Annotated in this window: 22 protein-coding genes; 9 read left to right on the top strand and 13 right to left on the bottom strand. The window is 45.7% G+C overall.

All coding sequences use genetic code 11. From position 1 onward, the window contains the following. Nucleotides 1-132 precede the first annotated feature (132 nt). The 5 genes from QQL66_RS05995 to phnW all read right to left on the bottom strand — a co-directional run bounded on the left by QQL66_RS05995 (nt 133) and on the right by phnW (nt 4,436). A complete protein-coding gene (locus tag QQL66_RS05995) occupies nt 133-540 on the bottom strand; it encodes a hypothetical protein (protein ID WP_284379932.1) in 408 nt (135 codons plus the stop codon). Between the two features lie 275 nt (nt 541-815). Next, a complete protein-coding gene (locus QQL66_RS06000; protein WP_284379933.1) occupies nt 816-1,709 on the bottom strand; it encodes a DMT family transporter in 894 nt (297 codons plus the stop codon). Between the two features lie 71 nt (nt 1,710-1,780). Further along, a complete protein-coding gene (locus QQL66_RS06005) occupies nt 1,781-2,359 on the bottom strand; it encodes an HD domain-containing protein (RefSeq protein WP_284379935.1) in 579 nt (192 codons plus the stop codon). Beyond that, complete coding sequence (gene phnX / locus QQL66_RS06010; RefSeq protein WP_284379937.1) at nt 2,359-3,207, bottom strand: phosphonoacetaldehyde hydrolase; 849 nt, start codon at nt 3,205-3,207, stop codon at nt 2,359-2,361. Before phnX ends, QQL66_RS06005 begins: the two co-directional genes overlap by 1 nt. An 11-nt stretch (nt 3,208-3,218) precedes the next feature. Further along, nucleotides 3,219-4,436 (bottom strand): 2-aminoethylphosphonate--pyruvate transaminase, encoded by a 1,218-nt coding sequence (gene phnW, locus QQL66_RS06015; RefSeq protein ID WP_284379941.1) that lies wholly within the window; start codon nt 4,434-4,436, stop codon nt 3,219-3,221. Nucleotides 4,437-4,696: 260 nt separating this feature from the next. On the opposite strand from phnW, the gene QQL66_RS06020 reads away from it, so the two are divergent. The 3 genes from QQL66_RS06020 to QQL66_RS06030 all read left to right on the top strand — a co-directional run bounded on the left by QQL66_RS06020 (nt 4,697) and on the right by QQL66_RS06030 (nt 7,036). Further along, on the top strand, nt 4,697-5,833 hold the full coding sequence (locus QQL66_RS06020; protein WP_284379943.1) for a TIGR03364 family FAD-dependent oxidoreductase: 1,137 nt from the start codon (nt 4,697-4,699) through the stop codon (nt 5,831-5,833). Nucleotides 5,834-5,916: 83 nt separating this feature from the next. Then, complete coding sequence (locus QQL66_RS06025; protein WP_284379945.1) at nt 5,917-6,633, top strand: UTRA domain-containing protein; 717 nt, start codon at nt 5,917-5,919, stop codon at nt 6,631-6,633. Further along, complete coding sequence (locus tag QQL66_RS06030; RefSeq protein ID WP_284379948.1) at nt 6,620-7,036, top strand: hypothetical protein; 417 nt, start codon at nt 6,620-6,622, stop codon at nt 7,034-7,036. The genes QQL66_RS06025 and QQL66_RS06030 overlap by 14 nt, the downstream gene beginning before the upstream one ends. Nucleotides 7,037-7,042: 6 nt before the next feature. Here QQL66_RS06030 and QQL66_RS06035 read toward each other — a convergent pair whose 3' ends face one another. Further along, a complete protein-coding gene (locus QQL66_RS06035) occupies nt 7,043-7,801 on the bottom strand; it encodes a substrate-binding periplasmic protein (protein ID WP_284379951.1) in 759 nt (252 codons plus the stop codon). A 433-nt stretch (nt 7,802-8,234) separates the two neighbouring features. Between QQL66_RS06035 and QQL66_RS06040 the strand changes: the two genes are divergently transcribed. The 6 genes from QQL66_RS06040 to QQL66_RS06065 all read left to right on the top strand — a co-directional run bounded on the left by QQL66_RS06040 (nt 8,235) and on the right by QQL66_RS06065 (nt 17,502). Then, on the top strand, nt 8,235-9,302 hold the full coding sequence (locus QQL66_RS06040) for a putative 2-aminoethylphosphonate ABC transporter substrate-binding protein (protein ID WP_284379953.1): 1,068 nt from the start codon (nt 8,235-8,237) through the stop codon (nt 9,300-9,302). Between the two features lie 267 nt (nt 9,303-9,569). Beyond that, nucleotides 9,570-10,787, top strand: a complete 1,218-nt coding sequence (locus QQL66_RS06045) for an ABC transporter ATP-binding protein (protein WP_284379957.1) — start codon at nt 9,570-9,572, stop codon at nt 10,785-10,787. Between the two features lie 39 nt (nt 10,788-10,826). Further along, a complete protein-coding gene (locus tag QQL66_RS06050; RefSeq protein ID WP_284379960.1) occupies nt 10,827-12,542 on the top strand; it encodes a putative 2-aminoethylphosphonate ABC transporter permease subunit in 1,716 nt (571 codons plus the stop codon). Between the two features lie 212 nt (nt 12,543-12,754). Then, nucleotides 12,755-14,005, top strand: coding sequence for an OmpA family protein (locus tag QQL66_RS06055; RefSeq protein ID WP_284379962.1), 1,251 nt, complete (start codon nt 12,755-12,757; stop codon nt 14,003-14,005). Between the two features lie 204 nt (nt 14,006-14,209). Next, nucleotides 14,210-15,277, top strand: coding sequence for a putative solute-binding protein (locus QQL66_RS06060; RefSeq protein WP_284379964.1), 1,068 nt, complete (start codon nt 14,210-14,212; stop codon nt 15,275-15,277). After that, nucleotides 15,274-17,502, top strand: coding sequence for a TRAP transporter large permease subunit (locus tag QQL66_RS06065; RefSeq protein ID WP_284379966.1), 2,229 nt, complete (start codon nt 15,274-15,276; stop codon nt 17,500-17,502). The genes QQL66_RS06060 and QQL66_RS06065 overlap by 4 nt, the downstream gene beginning before the upstream one ends. A gap of 4 nt (nt 17,503-17,506) precedes the next feature. Here QQL66_RS06065 and QQL66_RS06070 read toward each other — a convergent pair whose 3' ends face one another. The 7 genes from QQL66_RS06070 to QQL66_RS06100 form a co-directional block, all read right to left on the bottom strand. Then, nucleotides 17,507-18,307, bottom strand: coding sequence for a substrate-binding periplasmic protein (locus QQL66_RS06070; protein ID WP_284379968.1), 801 nt, complete (start codon nt 18,305-18,307; stop codon nt 17,507-17,509). Between the two features lie 33 nt (nt 18,308-18,340). Beyond that, entirely contained in the window at nt 18,341-18,748 is a 408-nt protein-coding gene (locus QQL66_RS06075; protein ID WP_284379971.1) for a hypothetical protein, read from the bottom strand. 142 nt (nt 18,749-18,890) lie between these two features. Further along, nucleotides 18,891-19,262, bottom strand: a complete 372-nt coding sequence (locus tag QQL66_RS06080; protein ID WP_284379974.1) for a DUF4345 domain-containing protein — start codon at nt 19,260-19,262, stop codon at nt 18,891-18,893. Nucleotides 19,263-19,303: 41 nt separating this feature from the next. Further along, entirely contained in the window at nt 19,304-19,804 is a 501-nt protein-coding gene (locus tag QQL66_RS06085; protein ID WP_284379977.1) for a hypothetical protein, read from the bottom strand. A gap of 47 nt (nt 19,805-19,851) precedes the next feature. Further along, complete coding sequence (locus QQL66_RS06090; RefSeq protein WP_284379980.1) at nt 19,852-20,682, bottom strand: hypothetical protein; 831 nt, start codon at nt 20,680-20,682, stop codon at nt 19,852-19,854. Nucleotides 20,683-20,784: 102 nt separating this feature from the next. After that, the gene (locus tag QQL66_RS06095; RefSeq protein ID WP_284379983.1) at nt 20,785-21,831 is read right to left on the bottom strand and encodes a quinone-dependent dihydroorotate dehydrogenase; all 1,047 of its coding nucleotides are present in this window, start codon (nt 21,829-21,831) and stop codon (nt 20,785-20,787) included. A 122-nt stretch (nt 21,832-21,953) separates the two neighbouring features. Then, nucleotides 21,954-22,202: a DUF2835 domain-containing protein gene (locus QQL66_RS06100; RefSeq protein WP_348524835.1), complete on the bottom strand. Its 249-nt coding sequence runs from the start codon at nt 22,200-22,202 to the stop codon at nt 21,954-21,956. Nucleotides 22,203-22,225: the final 23 nt, after the last annotated feature.

Below are 22,225 nucleotides of genomic sequence, written 5' to 3' on the forward strand. Positions count from 1 at the left end.
AGTAATGAAAGAATCGGCAGTGGTGCCAATAAGAGGAAACAGAACAGATTATTAAGAATCGAGCTCTGACCTTGGAGGGGCCTTCAGGTTTTTGCGCCTTGACAACCCCCGGTCATATAGATGTTAGAGTGCTTAGTTGCATTGAGTATTTCCGTATGCATCCGTGTAGCAGTTGTAACTGCCGCCACCAAATGAACCACTTGTGTTTCCGTATGGGTCTGAGTAGCTATTGAAGTTTTGACCGCCTACGGTTCCCGATGTATTTCCATAGGGATCAGAATACGAGTTTATTGAGCTGCCACCATATGAACCCGAAGTATTACCGTAGGGATCTGAATAAGTGTTGTAACTTTTACCACCTATTGTTCCTGAGGTATTTCCATATGGGTCTGTGTACAGACTGCCCGATGTTCCGTCATCACAGTTTATTGATGTATTTCCATATCCGTCTGAATAGCTATTACATCCAGCTATCGACTGAGTTGGAAACGCAAGAATTGCGACGATTGATACGCTTGCTAATGTCACTTTTTGTTTCATAGTGGTTCTCCTTTCGTTTGTTGCACTCTAACAGCGAATTCTGCGTCCTAAAGACGCAGATCAGTTTTTCCTATTTTGCGTCACACTCTCTGACGCATAATCCATTAAAACAACAACTTAACCCATTAGTGCAGATATTACATCCCCAAAATGCGACTTTGATTTCCGGCCAGCACTCCCCCAAAAAGCGTCAGCAACCGAAAAATATTCTTTATATTCAATAAATTACCGATTCACTTTTCCGAAAATGCGTCACGAGTCGCATATCATCCACATCACAACACCAAATAAATCCCTACCATCAAACTCACCAGCCCCAGTAACTTCAGCCGATTGAATTCTTCATTAAGCAGCCACACGCCCATCGCGACGCCAATGGGAATACTGACTTGCCGAAGTGCCACGACCTGCCCTACGTGTTCTGTGTAGTTCATGGCGATGAGTACCAAACTGTAGGTCAGTGTCATCACAAAGGCGGTGGACGCGGTGCTAAGCATTTGTTGGGTGACGGTGCTGCGCCATTGTTCGGCGGAAGATCGGCTGATGAAGGAGAAGCCTAAACACCAAATGGCCGATGACAGAGATAGCCAAAACATATACACCAAGGAACGTTGCCAGCCTTGATGATCAGGCAAACTCTGAGATAACCCTGTGAGTACCGTCTGATCCACATAGCTGTAACCTGTGGTTGCTAAGGCCGCTACCATAGCAAAGAAGACGCCAGGGCTTTTTAGGGAAGACCAAAAGACGTCCTTACCTTTAAAGGGAATCAATAAGCACCCAATGATGATTAAGAACACACCCACATATTGGATCAGGTTGTAGTGCTTGTGACTGAACACACTCACAGCAATGGGCACAAGGGCGACGGGTAATGCTCTGGCTAGCGGGTACACCACAGACAGTTCATATCCTCGATACCCCTGGCTTAAGCCAAAAAGATAGAAGGCTTGGAAGCACCCCGTCAGTACCAGCATTCCAAAATGATCCGTCACAATTGTGGTGGAAATTTGGTGATAATAGAGTGCGAACGGCAGCAGCATTAACGCCGCAAAGCTACTCACCACCGTAAAGAAGGACATGTAAGGCACGGACTTTTTGCCAATAAAGTTCCAAGCCGCATGACAAAACGCAGACACAACAACCAGTAAAAACGGCAGCCAAGTCATTCAGTACAACCTTTTTAAAGTTAAGAAAAAATAAAGCCCCGATACATCGAGGCTTTATGAATCCAAATAGTTTATGAGGGGTTTACTAGCTTTATGATCCGATCCCGATAATAGTCTAGATCAGGAATCTCCAAGCCCACTTGTTTGCCGTAATCATCAAAGTAGCGGACTCTCAATGCTTGGCGAAAATACTCCCCTTGCTCAAACTTGGCCACCTGTTCAGCGGTCATCGGCCCACCTTGTAAGGCTAAGCTGTGTTTGGACGCATCACTGAGACCATCGTAGTAATCGTCTTTCACTGCACAAAGGTAACGCTTCGCGGCCACATGCAGTTGAATGGGTACGGTAATTTCTTTACCAAAATACTTTGTTAAGAAACGTGCGCCGAGCACTTCGTGATTAAAGTCCTCTTCAGGCGTCCCATCTGCAATCAAACCAGCATCCTGAGGGCCAATGAAATGACCAACGTCATGAAGCAAACTGGCTACGATGATGTCATCTGTTTCGCCTTCCTGTTCCGCCAAAAACGCACACTGCAACATGTGCTGCTTTTGGGTAACGGCTTCGCCGTATTGCTCGTCACCGAAGCGGTTAAACAAGCTGACTAACGTTTGATAGACGAAGTCAGCCTGAGCGATGCACGTTTCCATTAAGGGCGCTCTCCAGATGCCAACTTGCGATTGATGTCGTCGATCACCGCAGGCAGTTCAGCCACAGAATCAATCACATAATGGGCGCCACTCAAGGCCATTTTCTTGCGGGCTTTTACTGCAATGGCTTCTTGTTCATCACCAGGCAAGGCTTGCCATTGCTCAAGGCTAAGGCCATTGGCATTACCACTGACGGCCACAGCCACAGTCCACATACCCGCATTCAAGCCTTCTTCGATGCCGGTTTCGGTGTCATCGATCTTGATACAGGCCTGCGCTTCAAGAATCTCCAGTTTTTCCATCACCGCCTGTGCCATGTACGGGTATGGGCGCCCTTTGGACACCTCGGTCGCGCATACGTTTACATCCGCTTCATAACCTGCTTCTTTGGCTACTTCAGCGACCACGGCATACATTTGTTCGTTATAGCCGGTGTTTCCACCCAGCTTGATGCCTTGCGCTCGCAGATCATCCGACACCTGTTTCCAGCCAGGAATCAGCCCACCCGTTAAGCGAATGGTTTCCAACTGAATGGGAAGAAATTCATGATACAGCGCCATCACATCCTCTTCTGTCGATGCCAGGCCTTTCACCGCTTGCCACTTCTCTTGGATTTCAGGCATGGCTAACATCATGCGAATGTGAACGCTTTTCTCTGTGCCCATTGGTTCACGGCACTGGGCTTCAGTCACCGCTACGCCATGATTCTCAAACAACGTCATAAACGCCATGATCGGCGCACGCGAGCCAAAGTCGACCGTCGTGCCCGCCCAATCACAGATAACGGCTTTAACTTGACCGGCATAACGTCGTTGAAAAGAATAAGGCGCTTTGTTGATGGTATTCATTCGTCTGTTCCTTAGGCTATCGCGGTTTGTTCTAGTGACGAGGTCGCTGTTGTGTTGTCTTCTAACCAATATCTTTGATGTTCAATCACATCAATTAAACGGGCCATATCTTGTGGGAACACATGGCCGATATTACCGATACGGAAACAATCTGCGTCCGATACTTTGCCCGGATAAATCACAAAGCCGTTGGCTTTCAAACGTGCGTAAAATTCATTGAAGTGATAACTAGGATGATCAGGGTTAAAGAACGTGGTGATGAATGGCGATTGGGCCGCATCTTCAAGTAAAGTTTGGAAGCCCAGTTTTCTCATACCAGCCACCAACACATCATGATTTTCTTGATAACGAGCGTAACGAGCTGCAATTCCACCCTCTTCTTCCAATTCTGACAGAGCTTGATCAAACGCACGAACCGTATGAGTTGGCGAGGTAAAGCGCCATTTTCCGCCGCCGTCTTCCATGCCTTTCCACTGATCATAGAGATCTAAGGCCAATGAACGGGCATTGCCTGTAGAGGCTTCTAATTTCTGACGATTCGCAATGACGAATCCGAAGCCCGGCACGCCTTGAATGCACTTATTGGCGCTGCTGATTAAGAAGTCGATGTTTAAATCCGCCACATCCATCGGGATACCACCAAAACTGCTCATGGCATCAACAATGAAAGAACAATTGGAAGCCTTCACGATCGGCGCAATGGCTTCGATTGGGTTCAAGCGGCCTGTGGTGGTTTCGCAATGCACAACGGCAACGTGCGTGAAAGGCTTATCTGCATTCAATAAACGGTCTTCTTCAAGCAGCGTTTTTAACGCATCAAGGTCAATGGTATCGGCTTCGCCAAAGTCCCAAAGCTTATGTTCAATTCTTAGTACAGACGCGATCTGACCAATCCGTTTTCCGTAAGCGCCGTTGGCGAGCACCAAGAGTTTGTCATCGTTGCCGATCACAGAACCAATCACACTTTCTACCGAGGCAGAACCACTGCCTTGCATCAAAACAGACGTAAACTCCGCTTGACGCTCCGAGTGTTTTGGCAACGCCAAAGAAACCAGGCGGCTGCGAATGCCTTGAACCAAGTCGTTGTAGTCTTTATCCCAGGTACACCAGTCTTTCATCATCGCCTGGCGCACCGTCGGGCTGGTTGAAAGTGGCCCAGGCGTGAGCAACAAGTACGGGTTCTCAGTGGTGTTTTCTTCTGATGATGGATTGTTTGTAACGTAATCCATAGATGATTCCCTCTAACTCTCATTTTGATACCAAATCGTCTTTCATTGCCAATCTGGTATATACCAATTTATTTTGGATACTATGAGAAGCTATTCAACAGGTCAATAGAGACCAGAAAAGATTCATCAAACTGAAACAGAAACGAAATATATTTTGGTATATACCAATAATAAGAAAAATCCCGATACCTCTTTGTTCTGTTTTTGGCTAATCACCAATACAAGAGCAGGATGGAAAATGACTGATTAGGAAAAGAACTATGTACGATCTTATTGTTGTAGGTGCTGGTATCGCTGGCTTGGCGTTCGCACTTACTGCCGTTGAGCAAGGACAAACGGTGCTTGTGATTGAAAAGAATAAAGCCCCTCAAGGTGCCTCAATCCGAAACTTTGGAATGGTACTGCCATTAGGTATGCCAACAGGTAATGCGTTAAACCGAGCTATCAAAAGCAAAGAGAAATGGTTGGATTATTCAAAGAAAGCCAACTTTTGGGCGAACCCTTGCGGGATGATGATGGCCGCGCACCACGATGACGAAATGACCGCAATGGAAGAGTTTAACAGTCATCACAGCCTTCCCCCCTACAGGACTCGACTACTCAACCCGGATCAAGCGCAAGTGATCTGCCCTGGCGTAAACCCTAAAGGTTTGGTCGGTGGTTTATTAAGTCAAACCGAAGTACAGATCAATCCGCAACAAGCCATCAAGCAGCTTACTCATTATTTAGCGAAGCAAGACGAGGCTGAATTGCTTTTCTCAACACGCGTACTGCAAGTTCACTCGGGTGATGCGGGCTGTGAGGTTCAAACCACACAAGGTACCTTTAACGCCAAGCGCATTGTATGCTGCCCTGGTCATGAATTTAATGATCTGATCCCATGCGATGAACAGACCAGACCCAAGACCTGTAAGCTACAAATGATGCGAACCATCAAACAAAAGCAAAACTGGGCCTTCGGTTCCATGTTCTCGACAGGTTTGTCGATGTTGCATTACCCCGCCTTCGATAACGTGAAAAGCCTGGCGGCCGTTAGAGAACGTGTAACCTATGATCACCCCGAGTTTGAAAAGCACGGCATTCACATTTTGGCGGCTCAAAATCAGGTCGGTGAAATCACGCTCGGGGATTCTCATCACTACGGAGATGACCCTGACCCCTTCATCAATCAGGAAGTAAATTTCCTAATCACACAGTACGCCAAAAAGGTCTTACAGCTGCCTAGTTGGGAAATAAAAGAGCAATGGATTGGCATCTACAGCAAGACCCAAGATGATCATGTCTATTGGACTCAACCACAAGATCATGTATTTTTAGTCACGGGTCTGGGTGGTACAGGCATGAGCACCAGCTTTGCTATCGCCGAAGAATGGTTTTTGGAAAACCAAGCCGGATAACAACAGAGTTCCAGCGCCATAATAAACAGCCATTAGGCAAAATAGCTTGTTAAGCACAGATAGCAGGATAGATAGCCAGCAGTATGTCATTACCCCAATACAAAACCATCGTCGACCATTTGAAGAACCAGATCTCAGCCGGAAAGCTGTCGACTCAGGATAAATTGCCTTCAGAACGACAACTAAGTGATCAGTTCAATGCCTCCCGGATTACCGCCAGAGAAGCATTACTGCAACTGGAACGAGAAGGTGTTATTTATCGACTCAATCGTCGCGGTTGGTTTGTTAGCCCGACTCGTTTGATCTACGACCCGACCTCACCTGCAACCTTCAACCAAATGCTCGCCAGCCAAAATCGGATTGGCGAAACCACGCCGATCAGTTACGAGCTAACCGAAGCGCCTAAAGCCATTGCCACTGTCATGGACCTTTCAGAAGGCTCCCCGGTTTATCTCATCAAACGACTTAGAAGCGTCGAACAACGACCGATTCTCATCGAACAAATTTATGTGGACGCCAACCTCTGCCCTGGTTTACTGAAACACGACTTCAGCCAATCACTGACTGAAATCTTCTCGATTCACTACCAGAAAGAAGTTACTCAAACCGGCGTCAACATGTACGCCACATCATTGGATGAACAAACCGCGCAGGAACTGCAAGTCTCGGCAGGCAGCCCATGCTTGGAAATCAAACGCTGCCGTTTTACTGACGAAGGACGAGTGCTGGAATACGATATCGAATACTGGCGGCATGATGCGGTTGAGCTGAGGATGAGTTTGGGGCATGGACAAAATTAGAATTTGCTTGGCATTTATACTCGTTTTTTCAATGTTTCTTCCGCTTTCATCATGTGATCGAAAAGTGATTAATGAAGAAACACAAGCGATAGAATTTCAATCAATTGAGCGTTACATCATTCCTGAAAATGCCTCCCCAATGTACTACTTATGGATATTGGCATTTCTGGCTCCAGCTACTTGGTGCTTCTACTCAAAACGAATTAAAAGACAGGGACTGGTTCAAGCCATTCACTTTGTTGTTCCTATCCCCGTATTGGTACTCGTAAGCCAACACTACTTTACCGGAGTTCTTATGCTGGGAGGTTACTTGGCGGCGTTCAGCTGTTTAGGGCTTATAGTGATTTCAGTAATAGAGCTTTTATCAAGTAAACGAAGTTTCAGAAGACAAGAAGACGTTTGAGCCCCGCTACTCATGATACTTCCGCAACACCTGATCATAGACACCCGAAGCCTTCAGCTTATCTAAAGACGTCTGCCACAGGGCAATTTCGGAATCAGCAATGTCCTTACTTGCAGCAATGTACAGAGAGGAATCAACGACTTTAACATTCGTTTGAACCAAGGCATCTACCGGGTAGTTTAGTTCTCTTAAGATATGTTTTGTCCCTAGAGGCGATTCGCTGATTCCTAAATCCGTTCGACCATGTAACAACTTCTCATAGACGGTCTTTGCCTGAACAGAAACGTTATCTAGATTACGGAATCCTGCCTTTTTGAGTTTGTTATAAACAAGTCCGGCGTGACGAGTTGAGATCATATCGACCTGTTTTGCGTCTTCCAGACTTTCAATAACTAACGGGCTCCCTTTCTTCTTATAAAAGTAGATGGAAGAATCCACCAGCGGGCCAATCCATTGGTATTGGTTTTCACGTTCTTTGGTTTTGAACATGGAAATGAACAGGCGTCTTGGTTCATTGTTGAGCATGTAAGACGCTCTCATACTGGGGTAAAGCTCAAGCGCTACATCGGCACCTAAATCACGGATGATGTGCTGTACAATTTCGACGGAAAAGCCGGTCAATTGACCATCCACCATATAGTTGTACGGAGCCCATTCTTCTGTCAGCACAATGAGTTTCTCGCTCTCAGAAGCATTAGTTCGAACAATACAAAACACGAAGAGCAGCAAAGCATTGAACAGAAAAGAAATGGGTTGTTTAACCACGCGACCAACTCCAACAAAAATGCCTTCATTGATTACAAAGCTAGTTCAGTCTGGTGAGATTACCCAGTTTCCACAGAAGTTTCTGTATGAATCCTGCCCCACTTCGATTAAATATTTTTAATAGTTGCCCAAAAAGCGTTCGCTTTTTTTCACCTCATCATACAGCCTAAAATCCTTACTATCGCTCTTAAATCCGTCCTAAGCCCCATGGTTACGCACCTGTACAAATTCCAGTCTAACCCCAGACGTTGAATGGCATAGTTTCCGCATACATATCTGGTATAAACCAGATTAATATTTTTGAAATATTTCTGTCTTATTCTGCTGATAGCTTATAAGAATCTGGTATCAACCAGAACCATTAATATGAGCAAGATCAAGAGCAAGAATTTGTAAATCTAAGACTTAAATACGATTCAGGACGAGGAAGACAATGAGCATAAGCACACAATTAAAAACCCTATGCGGCGCTGTATTGGCAGGTTCTGCCCTGTTACTAACGGGCTGTGGAAATGACTCCGCCGAGACGACTCAGGCTAGTAATGAGCCTACCGAATTAACCGTCTACACCGCGTTGGAAGCAGACCTTCTGGACACGTACGGCAAAGCATTCACGGCTGAGCACCCGGATATCAAGATCAACTGGGTTCGCGACTCAACCGGTACTATCACTGCAAAGCTATTGGCTGAAAAAGAAAACCCTCGCGCAGACGTTGTTTGGGGTCTTGCTGGCACCAGCCTTCTAAAAATGAAAAGCGAGGGTATGTTAGAAAGCTACTCGCCAATTCAGGTTGAAAAGCTGGATGAAAAATTCCGCGATACCAGCACAAACCCGGCATGGGTCGGTATGGACGCATGGGTAGCCGCAATTTGTTTCAACACAGTGGAAGCTGAGAAATACAATCTAAGCAAGCCAACTTCCTGGCAGGATCTGACCAAGCCTGAGTACAAAGGCCATGTCATCATGCCTAACCCGAACTCTTCAGGCACGGGTTTCCTTGACGTATCAAGCTGGTTGCAAACCTTTGGTGAAGACAAAGGCTGGCAGTTCATGGACGGCCTACATCAAAACATCAGCCGCTATACCCATTCAGGTTCTAAGCCATGTAAGTTGGCAGCATCTGGTGAAACAGCCATCGGTATCTCTTTCGCTTATCGCGGCGCGAATCTAATCAAGAAAGGTGCTCCGCTTGAGTTGATTATCCCGTCTGAAGGTATTGGCTGGGAAATCGAAGCCACTGCAATCTTGAACACTACAAAGAAAATGGCAGCCGCGAAGAAGCTGGTTGATTGGTCTATCACCAAAACCGCTAACGAGTTGTATAACCAAGGCTATGCGGTAGTTGCTTACCCTGGCGTAGCAAAACCGGTTGAACACTTCCCTGCGGAAGTTGGCGAGAAAATGATTAAAAACGACTTTGAGTGGGCCGCCAAAAACCGCGACAAGATCCTGTCGGAATGGCAGAAGCGTTATGACTCCAAGTCAGAACCTAAGAGTTAATCAATAAAACATTATTACAAGGTGGGAGTGTATTTAGCGATAGATGCACCTACCCACTGCACAGCACAGTTATCAAGAGTTCTCATACTCTGCACCATGATGGATCTGGCAGCATCGGTATGAGTTGGGCAGCGCCCTCAACGAATGTTGAAGTCTCTGCCCTGTTTTAATTTTCATCTCACATTAGGAGTTTGAACGATGGCCTCTCTTTTTTCGCGTTTAAACATATTTTTATCTTTGAACAAGCGGTTACAACGACCTTTAAGTATGATCTCATCGTCAACAGTCTCTGTTTCCGCCCCGGCTTTTCCAAGCGCTAAACGATCATCTGGGCATCAAACATCAAGCAAGCAATCGTCAGATAAGCCAGGCGCGGGTAACCAGGGGACTCATCGAACTTCCTCCCAACCTCAAGCGTGTTCTTCAGATATTCCGGTGAAGAGTGTTGAATTGAAAAAGAGTGTCGAATTGAAAAAGAGTGTCGAATTGAAAAAGAGTGTCGAACTGACTGGCATCAACAAGTATTACGATGATTTTCATGCGTTGAAAAACATCAACCTAACCATCAATGATGGCGAGTTTATCAGTTTCTTAGGGCCTTCTGGCTGTGGTAAAACCACGCTACTGAGAACCATTGCCGGACTGGAAGTCTGCAATGAGGGCACGATTGTTCTTTCAGGCAAGGAAGTCACACACAAACCGGCGCGTCAGCGTGACTTTGGTATCGTATTTCAATCCTATGCGCTGTTCCCTAATTTAACGGTTTCAGAAAATATTGGTTATGCGCTGAAATCTCGCAGTATGGCCAAGAAAAACATTCAGACACGTGTTGATGAATTGGTGGCTCTAGTGGGATTAGATCAATTGGCAGACCGCTATCCTGTCCAATTATCCGGTGGACAGCAACAACGCGTGGCATTAGCTCGTGCGTTAGCTCCGAACCCTAAACTGTTATTACTGGATGAGCCGCTATCGGCACTGGACGCCAAGGTTCGTCATAATCTACGACAAGAGTTAAAAGATCTTCAGAAGAAAACCGGCATCACCACCATCATGGTGACACACGATCAAGAAGAAGCCTTAGCCATTTCAGACCGAATTGCCGTATTGAATCACGGAGAAATTGAGCAAATCGGTACTCCGGACGAGATCTACTCAACTCCCGCGACTGAGTTTGTTGCGGAATTCGTCGGCACCATCAATCGTATGACGTTACCTGACGCTGAAAGCACACTGATTGTTCGTCCGGAATGGATCGAGGTATTTAATACCCCCAACGAGCAGCGAATGTCCGGAGTGATCGACAGCATGGAATACCGTGGCGCGACCACTCGCCTGACCCTGACACCAGCGGATCAGAGCATTTCATCAGAGTCCGTGCTGGTGGATGTAGCAACCCCCTACTGTAAAAAAATGAGCTTTGAGACAAACCAACCAGTGTGGTTTGAAATTGCTCATAAAGATTTATGCAGTGCTCAGCATTAATTCGAAGAATGCGCTAATTACTAAGACGTTTGGAAAGCCATGTTATCTACTCATTCCCCCCTAGTCTCAAAGCCTAATCGTTTCGCTGAGCTAATGACGCTTGATAAAGAATCGATCATTAAACGTGTTTGGCTACTGCTACTGCTTGCTACCTTACTCACCTGTTTAGTCTTTCCGTTGTACAGCTTGCTGGTTCACAGTGTTGAAGACAAAAGCGGTCAGTTCATTGGTCTTCAAAACTTTGTAAGCTACCTCAGCAATCCGGCTTTGACCTATTCCATCACCAACACCTTGTACCTCGGGTTTATTGCCACAGTTATCGTTATTGCCCTGGCTTTCACCACGGCCTGGTGTTTCACCCGCTCGAACATGCCTGGTAAAACTTTATTTAAGGGCATTGCTTATATCCCGCTGCTTACACCGTCTCTGCTGTCTGCAATCAGTTTGATCTATTGGTTTGGCAACCAAGGGGTGTTAAAAGAGTTCTGGCCCTTCGAATCTATCTATGGGGTATCAGGGATTGTCTTTGGTATTTCATTCTGGGCCTTTCCTCATGCTCTCATCATTCTTACTACGGCGTTAAAACAACAAGATGCCCGACTCTATGAAGCCAGTGAAGTGCTGGGTGCCAGCCCGATCAAAACCTTCTTCACGGTTACCTTACCGGGCTGCAAATACGGATTAATTTCTGCCACCGCAGTGGTCTTCACACTCGTCGTGACAGATTTTGGTGTCGCAAAAGTCATTGGAGGTCAATACAACGTCTTAGCGACTGACATCTATAAGCAAGTGATCGGTCAACAGAACTTCTCGATGGGCGCAGTGGTGAGCATCATGTTGCTGATACCAGCCCTGATTACCTTCATCGTCGATCAATGGGTTCAACGCAAACAGCAAACCATGTTTGACAGTAAATCCGTTACTTATCAACCACACTCATCCAGCTACCGCGATGGTTTTGCTTTTCTATACTGCACGCTGTTATCAGTGATTATTCTTGCCATCATCGGTATGGCGGGATATTCATCACTGGTGACCTTCTGGCCTTATGATTTAAGCCTGTCATTCAACAACTACCAATTCAATATGATGGACGGAGGTGGCTGGGGCGCGTATCAGAACTCTCTGATCATGGCGACCGGCACCATGATTTTAGGGACCGCGTTTATTTTCCTGTCTGCTTACGCCTGTCAGAAGATTGAAGTCTGGCCGATCGTTCGTAAAGCCATTCACATGCTGTCTGTCATTCCTGCGGCCGTCCCTGGTCTGGTGCTTGGTTTGAGCTACATTTTCTTCTTCAATCAGGTGAACAACCCGTTGAATGTTATCTATGGCACCTTTGTAATCTTGATGATTTCCTCGGTTGTGCACTTCCTGACAGTGGGTCATCTCACAATGGTGACAGCGTTTAAACAACTGCCGGGAGAGATCGAATCGGTATCCGAATCATTAAAAGTGCCATTCTATGTGACGCTTGGCCGAGTCACCTTACCCATGACGATTCCAGCTATTCTAGAGGTAGGTATCTATCTATTTGTGAATGCGATGACGACCGTTTCTGCTGTCGTCTTCCTATACAGTGTCGATACCATGCTGGCGTCCGTTGCCGTCTTGAATATGGATGACGCTGGCGATACAGCGCCAGCGGCTGCGATGGCGATGCTGATTTTCGTCAGTGCCCTTGGCGTAAAACTTCTTTACAGCCTGATCAGTCAGGTCATTATCTCCAAGACACAGACCTGGCGAACTAAGTAGTACCTTTTTCCTATCTTTCAACGCTTGAATCGTCATTTCCAGATACCTCTTATAACATTCACTCTGTTGAGAGGTATCTGGTCTATCCTCTTAAGTATTCTTGTCAAAAGTACTGATATCCAAGTACTAGTATCAAAAGTACTCGAATCAAAGCGCAGTCCCCTATTTGAACTGAATTTGAACCGCCATTCATTTAAGACATCGGAGTCACTATGAACAGCACGCATCTGAAGCACCTTCTGCTTATTTCATCCTTGGTCGGGGCTTCAAGCCAAGCAATTGCCGAGGAACCAGGCACCTTCTACATCAACCCAGCCATTGGCTACCAAACGTTCGACGAAGATCGCTATGCCGACGACACCGTGACAGCGATTTTAGGGGGCGAATACGTGTTAACTCGCAATTGGGGTGTCGAAGCCACTTACATGCTTTCAGAACCTGATGGTCAAAACGGCGGTGAAGATGCTGACCTTGATCAGATACGACTGGGCGCGCTGTATTACCTGCCTGAAACCGGCAACTGGAAACCTTTCCTTGGTGCCGCCATTGGTGAAGCCCAGTTTGAATACGACCATTCAGATCACGTAGAAACACAACTACACCTGGGCGGCGGAGCACGCTATGCATTCAATGACGACTGGTCGGCCCGACTGGAAGCTCGTGCGATCAACAGCCTCGATGAAGAAGATTGGGACGCATTACTTAGCGTCGGTGTCAGCTATGCCTTTGGCGGCTCTTCAAGCATGAGATCCGAACCCGCACAATCAGAACCGATGAAATCAGAACCGGCTCAAAAAGAAGCAATGGCCGTAGTAGCAGTCGTAAAAGACTCAGACGGAGACGGCGTTACTGATGACATGGATAAGTGCCCGAATACGCCTGCCGGTGTCGCAGTAAATAGCTCGGGTTGTCCGCTGGATTCAGACGGCGATGGCGTCTATGACTATCAGGATCAATGCCCTGCCACACCGGCTGGTGCCCCCGTTGACAGTAAAGGTTGCCCGTTAGATTCAGACAACGATGGTGTCCCGGATTATAAAGATCAATGCCCAACAACCGCCGCTGGCGTGGACGTTGATGAGAAAGGATGTCGAGTACCGCTGAAACAGACGGTTTCTATTAATCTTGCCATTAACTTCGCAAATAACTCAGCGGAAGTTCCTCAATCCGCCTATGGCGAGATTAAGCGTGTGGCCGATTTCATGAAGAAACACACCACAACCAAAGTGACCATTGAAGGCCATACGGACGACCGAGGCAGTGCAGCATACAATAAATCCTTGTCTCAACGTCGTGCGGATTCTGTTATGGCCATTTTAACAGGCACCTATAGCGTGGAAGCAAACAGGGTGAATGCCATAGGCTACGGTGAAGAGCAGCCGATTGCAGACAACAGCACTGCTGCGGGTCGGACAGAAAACCGTCGTGTTGTTGCTGAGATTAAAGAAACCGTGGTTCAGTAGTCTCAATTCATCATTGATAAATAACACGAGATAAATAAAAGAGAGCCAGTGTATTCTGGCTCTCACTCTTCACTCTTCACTCTTCACTCTTCAAGCGTATTTAGACAAACAAATATCATCCTTTCTAATCCTAGATCTCCACCCTAAGTAGGAACCCCATCTTCACCACACACCGTATGCTGAAAAATAAAAAGTGGTGAAATCATGTTCTACATTAACCTCAACGATACCGGCTATTTCAGAAGCCTTGCTTTGCTCTCTCTGTTAGCAACTTTGCTGACAACTGCCTTGAACGTGCAGGCAAGTTCTTCAATAACCCCTTCTATAGCAACACAAACCAAACGAACCATGTGCCTCTATGACATGATTGGTCAGAACGGCCCGATGAGTCAGATAATGACGGACTACCAAACGCAAGCATTGCAATGGGGTGTTCAACTTGAGTTCAAACATTACGCCAGTGATCGATTGGCGTTGGAAGATTTTCAATCAGGGTATTGTGATTTAGTAAACTTGCCCGGTATTCGAGCACGCAACTTTAATCATTTCACAGGTTCACTGAACGCCATTGGCGCCATCCCGGACTACCAACATCTAAAGTTGATCTTGGACACACTATCTTCGCCCAAAGCTGCGAAGTTTATGCAACAGGAGGACTATGAGATCGCAGCCATCGTTCCAACAGGCGCGCTCTTTGGGTTTGTCATCGATAAAGCGTTTAGCAACCCTGATGCACTTACCGGAAAAAAAATAACTGTTTTAGACAACACCCCGGAAACAAATTATTTAATTGAACAAACCGGCTTAATCCCTGTGCCTTCTACCCTCAACAACGCCATTCAGAAATTCAACAACCATTTGGTGGACATGACAGGCGCACCCGCCGCTGCCTATGAACTGCTGGAAATGAACAAAGGGCTGGAACCAGATGGCGGCATCATCAATTGGCCTTTGCATCAAAGCACCATGCAACTAGTCATACGCTCGTCGAAAATGCCTGAATCGTTTGGTCAGCATTCCCGAAGCTATGTTCAGAAACAGCTTGAGCACAGCTTTAATGTACTGAATGTCTTTGAACAAAACATCCCAGCCAAGTACTGGATTCAAGTCGATGCTCAGATCAAGGAACAGTGGAATGAAAAGCATCGCCTCTCTCGTATTCACCTCAGAAACCAAGGTATTTACAACACCACCGCCCTCACCTTATTCAGAAAAGTGCGCTGTAAATTCAACCCTACAATGGCCGAATGCTCTGCAGATAACAAAGAATGACGAACACTCACTGGTCAGGGGAGCAGACCGACACTCCCTCTGCGTTACACACGAATAAAACACCACAATCGATGACCATTAAGATCGCCCGGTTTCTGCTGAATATTATTGGCGGGCTTGCGCTCTGTTGTGTGCTAGTGATTGGTATCGCCAGCGGACTGCAAGAACGTATTTACAATTTAGGCACTTATCTGTGGCCGACCTATTCTGATCTGACACTTTCACAAGAGACCCTGTCGTCCACTGAATTAGCAAACATACCCTGCCAGTCCGTAGAACGAACCAGCGATGAAGACCTGCAACTACTGGATGATTTACTACTGGATGATTTACTACTGGCTGATAACTCATTTGATACCCCGCTTGATGATCCTATTGATAAGGCACTGGACAAGGCCCAACAAGAACCTACTCCGGAACCAACTCTGGAACTAACTACCGAAGCGTGTTCAGACACATTGGTTCAGAGTCATGGGGATCGAAAAAACACTCAAGCCCCTCAAACCATCGCACTTAGAATCAAAGGCGTTGAACAAAGCCTGCAATCCCTTAGCTTATGGTTAACAGGTCAGCAATCACACATACTTTCGCTGTTTATATTGGTCTGTTTGCTGTCCGCTACTCTTCATCAAAAACACCTGTCATTGGCACCGGACGACCAACGATCCAGAACATCTCTCAGTGCTCAAATCCTAAGTAATCTGTTGATCTGCTACGCCTGCTATGAATATGCAATGCATCTTATGGGCAGAAACTTTCTCAACGACAATGTGTATGCCTATCTGATCCTTTCTCTGGGATTTGGATTAAATCTTCTGCTATGCCTTTACTATCTAGTTACAAGAAAGTCAGGAGAACAGCGAGACACCCAGAGCAAAGGTTTCCTTCAAGCCCTAAAGTCCATTCCTATCTATAGTTGGATGATTCTTCTTTCCGTCTTGCTCGATAAGGAAAGAACAGACCACGAACTGGCGTTATTGATTGGTCAAATCTATGAAATGCCAATGATCTATTTACAAATTGGCCTCTACATTTGGTTAGGTATGCTCATCAAACACAGCAACCTAGCCGAGGTTCTGATCACACTGCTATTAAGTCTTATTCGAAACCCATTGGCCGTTGCCTTCGCAACCGTTGCATTTATGGCCATACCCACTGCGTTCACGGGCGCCTCAGGAATCATCATTCTAGCAATGGGCGGTTTGGTGTATCAGAGCCTAAAGAAACTCCCTCTGCGGAGACAATTCATCCTAGCCATCACTGCCATGACCGGCAGCACAGGCGTGGTTTTATCCCCGAGCCTACTGATCGTTGCCATCGCCTTTTTGAACAAAGAAGTCACCACCAATGAGCTGTTTTATTGGGGCGGCTGGGTATTCTGCTTAACATTAAGCTTATTGATAGTGATTACAAAACTGTTGCCCGGCCCCATGCACGTCCAAGCACTCAACAGAACAAACAACCAAACACTCACTGAACCGAAACGCACACCCGCATCCTCCGTAATCAAAGATTGCATCCCGTACCTATTAATAAGCGGGGGCATCATCCTTGTTTTACAGCTTGTGCTTGGACTCTCGTTTAATGAATTCACCGCCCCCTACTTCCTTTTGTTATTGATGCTGGGGGTTGTCTGTTTAGAAAGGCGTCAAGATAAAACACCGCACGTTTCAGCAGCAAAAGTGACCGAGCCCATCCCTCAAAACAAATTCAGGAACGCATTCTCTGAAAGTTTCGAGCACAGCGGCGCAATTCTGCTCGTAATGCTTTGCTCCTACTCGCTCGGTAATACCTCGTTCGACCCCGGCTGGCTCAACCACCTACCCATGAATGGATTATCTATGGTGAACACGCTGTGTGCGCTAGTGATCGTGCTCATTGTCATCGGCATGATTCTCGACCCCTTCGGCGCACTGATTTTGGTGAGCATGACTCTCGCCCCTTTCGCCTACGAACAAGGCATCAATCCCATCCACTTCTGGATGATCACACTCGTAGCGTTTGAGCTGGCGTATGTGACACCTCCGGTGGCGATGAATCACCTGCTGACGCGACAACAAGTGCCTGCGCGGGAATGGGCTCAGCTGGACTTCATTGATTCAGAAAAAACAGACTCGGGAATAAGACACCTCTACCTAAAACATGAACGAGTCATATTGCCGATACTGGTATTAGGAACATGCCTGCTGATAGTGACCTTCATGCCCCTGCTGTTTGTCAGTTAGGGGGTTATTTAGATGCTGAGCCTAATCCATAGCGGGACTTAATCTCATCGAGCCGACCAGACGCCTTGAGCTGACTGATTCCCTGATTAACAATATCAACCCATTTAGCTGAGTATGGATTCGTAACACCAAATCCAATATTTAGTGGCAGAGCCGTGTTTAAGCAACCTGCATTCCGAATATGATTTCTGGCGTTGCCACCAACCTCATCCATCAAATGCGCCATGACCGACTCATGCTCAATGAGAACGTCGATTCTTTCAGCAAGCAGCATCTGAACATTCGTTAAACCAGCCGTCTCACCAACCCTGACATCCAGCTGTTTTGACTGATTAGAGCTATTCTTGGCAACGTATTCGTCAAACTCACCATCGTCATACCCGTAACTATCAATAATCGACACAGTTACCGCCGGAAGCGATTCAATACCTTCAAACCGCCAGTCGTCATTGATATGAGTATAAAAACAGGCACGAGACGCAACAATTGTCTCACTCATAATTAACTGATCGGTAATTGCCGGCGCGTAAATACCATCAACTTGCCCCTTAGCCACCAACATCATGGCCCGGTTCAACGGCATTAGCGGAGACTCTAACGCTATATTCGCCTGCTTAAAAACCTCATCCGCCACATCGACCAAAAGCCCGCCGGTTATGCTTTGATCATCACCACAAATAAACGGACACCAAATATCGGAGGAAATCGAAACTGACTCCTGAGCGAACACAGTATCCGGTGCGCTTTGGAGAGCAAACCCAAGTAAAAGACATAACACCCGGCTAACATAAACGTTATCCTTCATTGAATGACTTCCGTTTTTACTTAATGGATACAATTAGCAACCGGACTTACCTCGTTCAACCGCATAGGCAGCCCCGCCAATATTGCCCCGTCCATTGGCTTGAAGGTAAATGGGGAATGCGCCTTGCTCCCCTCTGTCGGTTTTGTAAGTTAAATAGGTGATTGAATTTAAGGTTTGAACGTCCCAAATACCTGTCACCGTGTTATTGGATGCGCCTCCCGCTGTCCCCGGCACAGACCAACTTCCCTCTTTGTAATAGGAATAACGCCCATTCCGAAAAAAGTTGATAATCGTCAATGTGCTGTTTGAGCTTATGGCGGAACCAGAATAAGACGTTAGCCGAGAACCAGCCAACCCTGATTTCCATTGATCAACAATGGAATCAGCATTGGAGAGGAAAGACGCTAAGAATAGAAGAACCACACACAACACTTTTTTCATAGCTACACACTCTGAAAATAAGCCCGAACGACGTACTACTAACTGTAGCAGTGTGTGGTGAGTGATGTCGGAAGTCACAGGCTTTTAAGCCTAATAGCCTCCGATCCTAATGTAAGCGCTCAATTAACAGTTATGCATTTTTCTACTGCTTAACGTAGAGCCAATAAATAAGGACAGGTAATACAAACTCTAAGACCATTGCAGGAACCAAAATGCTGGCAGGATTACCAATGGTCAACGTCGATATCAATCGGCCAACGCCGCCTAAAAAGAAAAATAATGCAATGAACGGGATGAAGAAAAACTGAGTGTCGATATTACGGGCAACCCAAAAACAAAATACGCCAAAAGCAACCCAATAAATTGAGAAAAATCTCAATTCGTTATCCACGGTTGCTTCGACAGAACCTAAAGAACCAGGCACTGCGGCAGCGCCACCAATCACAACATTTAACCCAGTAATCAGAGCTACTGCGGATATTGCATAGAGAAGATATTTCAATGTTGATTCCATTCGTATTGCATCCTTGTAGATATTTTTTCAGAGCAAGCACTTTAGATGCTAACACCATAGAAATTAGTCAAACGATTAATTTGTTCTGGATGTTGATTCAACAATGGGCTTATCAACATCGCTTCTTTACCACCTTGTTTCAAAGTGCTAATTACATCAACTGGATTACTGTATTTACGAAGAAAAGGCATTCCATGCGCCTTAAAGTAACAGAGCATTCTTTCGGCCGAAGATTTAGCTTCCGTAGCGCTAGTTACAGAAAAGCGTTTCTGCCCAACACCCTCAATGTTGCCAAGCTCTGCACCAACGATACAAATATTCTCTTTGCCTGATTTAAACTCTACAGCAACGTCAGCCACAGCATCAAAGTCATCCAAATGATTAATACAATTTATATGAAAAAGCCAAACAACACCTTCTTCAACCCTCTTAAATTGGCGCTGGCTTTTCACAAACCTCCAATCAGGTAAAAGAACCTTAAGTTCATCTATAAATATGTTTTGTAGTTCCGAGGCTTTCATAGCACGTAATACTTCTAACAAGGTTTTTATCTTTATTACTGGAGTCAAGGAAAAAGCTCATAGTCCAATTAGCTTTTTTTGACACCGTTTTCAACAACGGTTATCCATTTACTGTACGCGTCTTTAGCTTTTGTATCCATTACAGGTGTACTTTTATTAAATACCTGCAACATCCCCTGAACTGCTTTTGCCAAAAAACCTGAAGAATACTGAATAGCAATACTCATTAGACCAATGCTCTCGGGGCTTCCCGCCTTAAAGTCTACAATTTGCATAACTGAAAATGGATGGGTATGAACATGTGAAGATAAATGCATAGTAACTACATCTCGAAATTCATGGGATACACCAGCCTCTTCATTTCTTTGTCTTTGAGTAAGATGATAAGGTTGATAATTTCCCTTTTCGATATCTTTTCTTAGGCCTTTAGAGCACATATCTAAGTGATTATGAGCAAGGAGCTTAGATTTTAAGTTATCAACTTCTCGTTCAGTGTGTTTTACCCTAGGGTCTGTACTACCAATTTTTGAAAGCATATTAAAACGCCTAGCTTCAGCATGTAGTTTCCAAAAAATTAATCGAAATTCCTTTTCTTGATTATCTATGTTGGCAAGGGCTATATATGAAAGGGCGTCAAATGATTCTATCAGTGCTCGAGCTAGACAATAGCTAGAAGAAATATCCCATAACTCTTGTTGTTTATTTGTTTCTATTGACGGTGATATTTTTATAAGAGTCACCGCATGGCACAACAATTTCACAAAAATTCTTTCACCATAAACGTCATTTTTACAACTTGGCTGTTGGCCCACAAGCGAATTCACAAATTTTTCAGCAAAAGACAAGATCGCCTGAAACTCTTGTAAACATTCGGCGTATCGTTGAAATTCATTATTCATATTCAAACATACCATTTATTCATGGAACTCTTTCCAAATCAACAAACACAAAAAAGCCAGCACACTGTGCTGGCTTTCATAACATTCAGATCCGTTACGATCTTAGCCTTTAGCTTGAATCAACGCGCGTCTTGCTTCGTTAACGCCTTCTGCCGCTTGTTTGATTAAGCTTGGGCCTTCGTAGATGAAGCCGCTGTAGATTTGAACCAAGCTTGCACCGGCTTCGATTTTGGCTGCTGCGGTTTCTTTGTTGGTAATGCCACCCACACCGATGATTGGTAGTTTGCCATTCAACGCTTTAGCCAATTTCTCTGTAACCTCGGTCGAAGATTCAAACACAGGCGCACCACTCAAACCACCCTGTTCGTTGCCATATTGCAGGTGCTCAACTTTATCACGAGCGATGGTGGTATTAGTTGCGATTACACCATCAATTTCGTGTTTCACAAGCGTTTCAGCAACCCATTCGACACCAGCATCGTCCATGTCTGGCGCAATTTTCACCGCAATCGGTACATAACGGTTAGTTTTGCCAGCCAGTTTGGTTTGTTCTTCTTTAACGGCAATGATCAGTGATTCAAGCGAGTCACCCATTTGCAGGTCACGTAACCCAGGGGTGTTTGGAGAAGAAATATTCACCGTCACGTAGGTCGCATGGTCATAGACTTTTTGCAGACATTTCACGTAGTCACTGTTGGCGTCTTCGACTGCTGTATCGAAGTTCTTACCAATGTTGATGCCTAACACACCTTCAAACTTGGCTTTTTGAACACGATCAACCAGATAATCAACGCCTTTGTTGTTGAAGCCCATGCGGTTGATGATGCCTTGTGCTTCAGGCAGACGGAACATACGAGGCTTCGGGTTACCTGGCTGAGGTCTTGGTGTCACCGTTCCAATTTCAATAAAACCGAAACCAAGCGCGGCCAAACCATCAATGCAGTCACCGTTCTTATCCAAGCCAGCCGCCAGGCCAACCGGGTTAGGAAACTCAATGCCCATTGCATCCACTGGGTTGAACGGAATGTTCTGGTTCATTAAGCCAGCAATCCCCATTCGACTCATCGCTTGTAAGCCTTCCAGCGTCAATTCATGAGCAGTTTCCGGGGACAGTTTAAACAACAGTGAACGCAAAGCGGGATATATCATCAACGTATCCTAAAGGGTGAATTCAAATTGTGCGCTATTTTAGCCAGATTCGAGTAATTTTTACATGCTGGAAGCGGAATAACTCGAATTTTTAAAGGGATTTCTACTGGGACGAATGATGGCTATTTAGATTGTAGACGCTCAATGCGATCAAACTTGCCGTCTGGCTTGAAAAATATGCAAAACGTACCTTGTATGCCGCTACGTGTTACAAAAGGCTGAAGAATATTTGCCGGAAAGCGCACCGATCGACCGTCAATGCTGGTAGCTAAAACTGTACGAGCAGATCCGGTATACCAATAGGTATACTCTTCCGGCGAAATATTTAAATTGACTATGATGTGTTTAGACCCGTTCATGGGCCTAAACATTACTATAGAAATTTCAAAAAATT

The organism is Litoribrevibacter albus (assembly GCF_030159995.1).
In the GTDB taxonomy this organism is placed as follows: domain Bacteria; phylum Pseudomonadota; class Gammaproteobacteria; order Pseudomonadales; family Litoribrevibacteraceae; genus Litoribrevibacter; species Litoribrevibacter albus.

What these genes read in the sequence shown, in the direction of transcription:
- QQL66_RS05995 (WP_284379932.1), bottom strand. Translation starts at nt 540, where the DNA reads ATGAAACAAAAAGTGACATTAGCAAGCGTATCAATCGTCGCAATTCTT.
- QQL66_RS06000 (WP_284379933.1), bottom strand. Translation starts at nt 1,709, where the DNA reads ATGACTTGGCTGCCGTTTTTACTGGTTGTTGTGTCTGCGTTTTGTCAT.
- QQL66_RS06005 (WP_284379935.1), bottom strand. Translation starts at nt 2,359, where the DNA reads ATGGAAACGTGCATCGCTCAGGCTGACTTCGTCTATCAAACGTTAGTC.
- phnX (WP_284379937.1), bottom strand. Translation starts at nt 3,207, where the DNA reads ATGAATACCATCAACAAAGCGCCTTATTCTTTTCAACGACGTTATGCC.
- phnW (WP_284379941.1), bottom strand. Translation starts at nt 4,436, where the DNA reads ATGGATTACGTTACAAACAATCCATCATCAGAAGAAAACACCACTGAG.
- QQL66_RS06020 (WP_284379943.1), top strand. Translation starts at nt 4,697, where the DNA reads ATGTACGATCTTATTGTTGTAGGTGCTGGTATCGCTGGCTTGGCGTTC.
- QQL66_RS06025 (WP_284379945.1), top strand. Translation starts at nt 5,917, where the DNA reads ATGTCATTACCCCAATACAAAACCATCGTCGACCATTTGAAGAACCAG.
- QQL66_RS06030 (WP_284379948.1), top strand. Translation starts at nt 6,620, where the DNA reads ATGGACAAAATTAGAATTTGCTTGGCATTTATACTCGTTTTTTCAATG.
- QQL66_RS06040 (WP_284379953.1), top strand. Translation starts at nt 8,235, where the DNA reads ATGAGCATAAGCACACAATTAAAAACCCTATGCGGCGCTGTATTGGCA.
- QQL66_RS06045 (WP_284379957.1), top strand. Translation starts at nt 9,570, where the DNA reads ATGATCTCATCGTCAACAGTCTCTGTTTCCGCCCCGGCTTTTCCAAGC.
- QQL66_RS06050 (WP_284379960.1), top strand. Translation starts at nt 10,827, where the DNA reads ATGTTATCTACTCATTCCCCCCTAGTCTCAAAGCCTAATCGTTTCGCT.
- QQL66_RS06055 (WP_284379962.1), top strand. Translation starts at nt 12,755, where the DNA reads ATGAACAGCACGCATCTGAAGCACCTTCTGCTTATTTCATCCTTGGTC.
- QQL66_RS06060 (WP_284379964.1), top strand. Translation starts at nt 14,210, where the DNA reads ATGTTCTACATTAACCTCAACGATACCGGCTATTTCAGAAGCCTTGCT.
- QQL66_RS06065 (WP_284379966.1), top strand. Translation starts at nt 15,274, where the DNA reads ATGACGAACACTCACTGGTCAGGGGAGCAGACCGACACTCCCTCTGCG.
- QQL66_RS06070 (WP_284379968.1), bottom strand. Translation starts at nt 18,307, where the DNA reads ATGAAGGATAACGTTTATGTTAGCCGGGTGTTATGTCTTTTACTTGGG.
- QQL66_RS06075 (WP_284379971.1), bottom strand. Translation starts at nt 18,748, where the DNA reads ATGAAAAAAGTGTTGTGTGTGGTTCTTCTATTCTTAGCGTCTTTCCTC.
- QQL66_RS06080 (WP_284379974.1), bottom strand. Translation starts at nt 19,262, where the DNA reads ATGGAATCAACATTGAAATATCTTCTCTATGCAATATCCGCAGTAGCT.
- QQL66_RS06090 (WP_284379980.1), bottom strand. Translation starts at nt 20,682, where the DNA reads ATGAATAATGAATTTCAACGATACGCCGAATGTTTACAAGAGTTTCAG.
- QQL66_RS06095 (WP_284379983.1), bottom strand. Translation starts at nt 21,831, where the DNA reads ATGATATATCCCGCTTTGCGTTCACTGTTGTTTAAACTGTCCCCGGAA.
- QQL66_RS06100 (WP_348524835.1), bottom strand. Translation starts at nt 22,202, where the DNA reads ATGTTTAGGCCCATGAACGGGTCTAAACACATCATAGTCAATTTAAAT.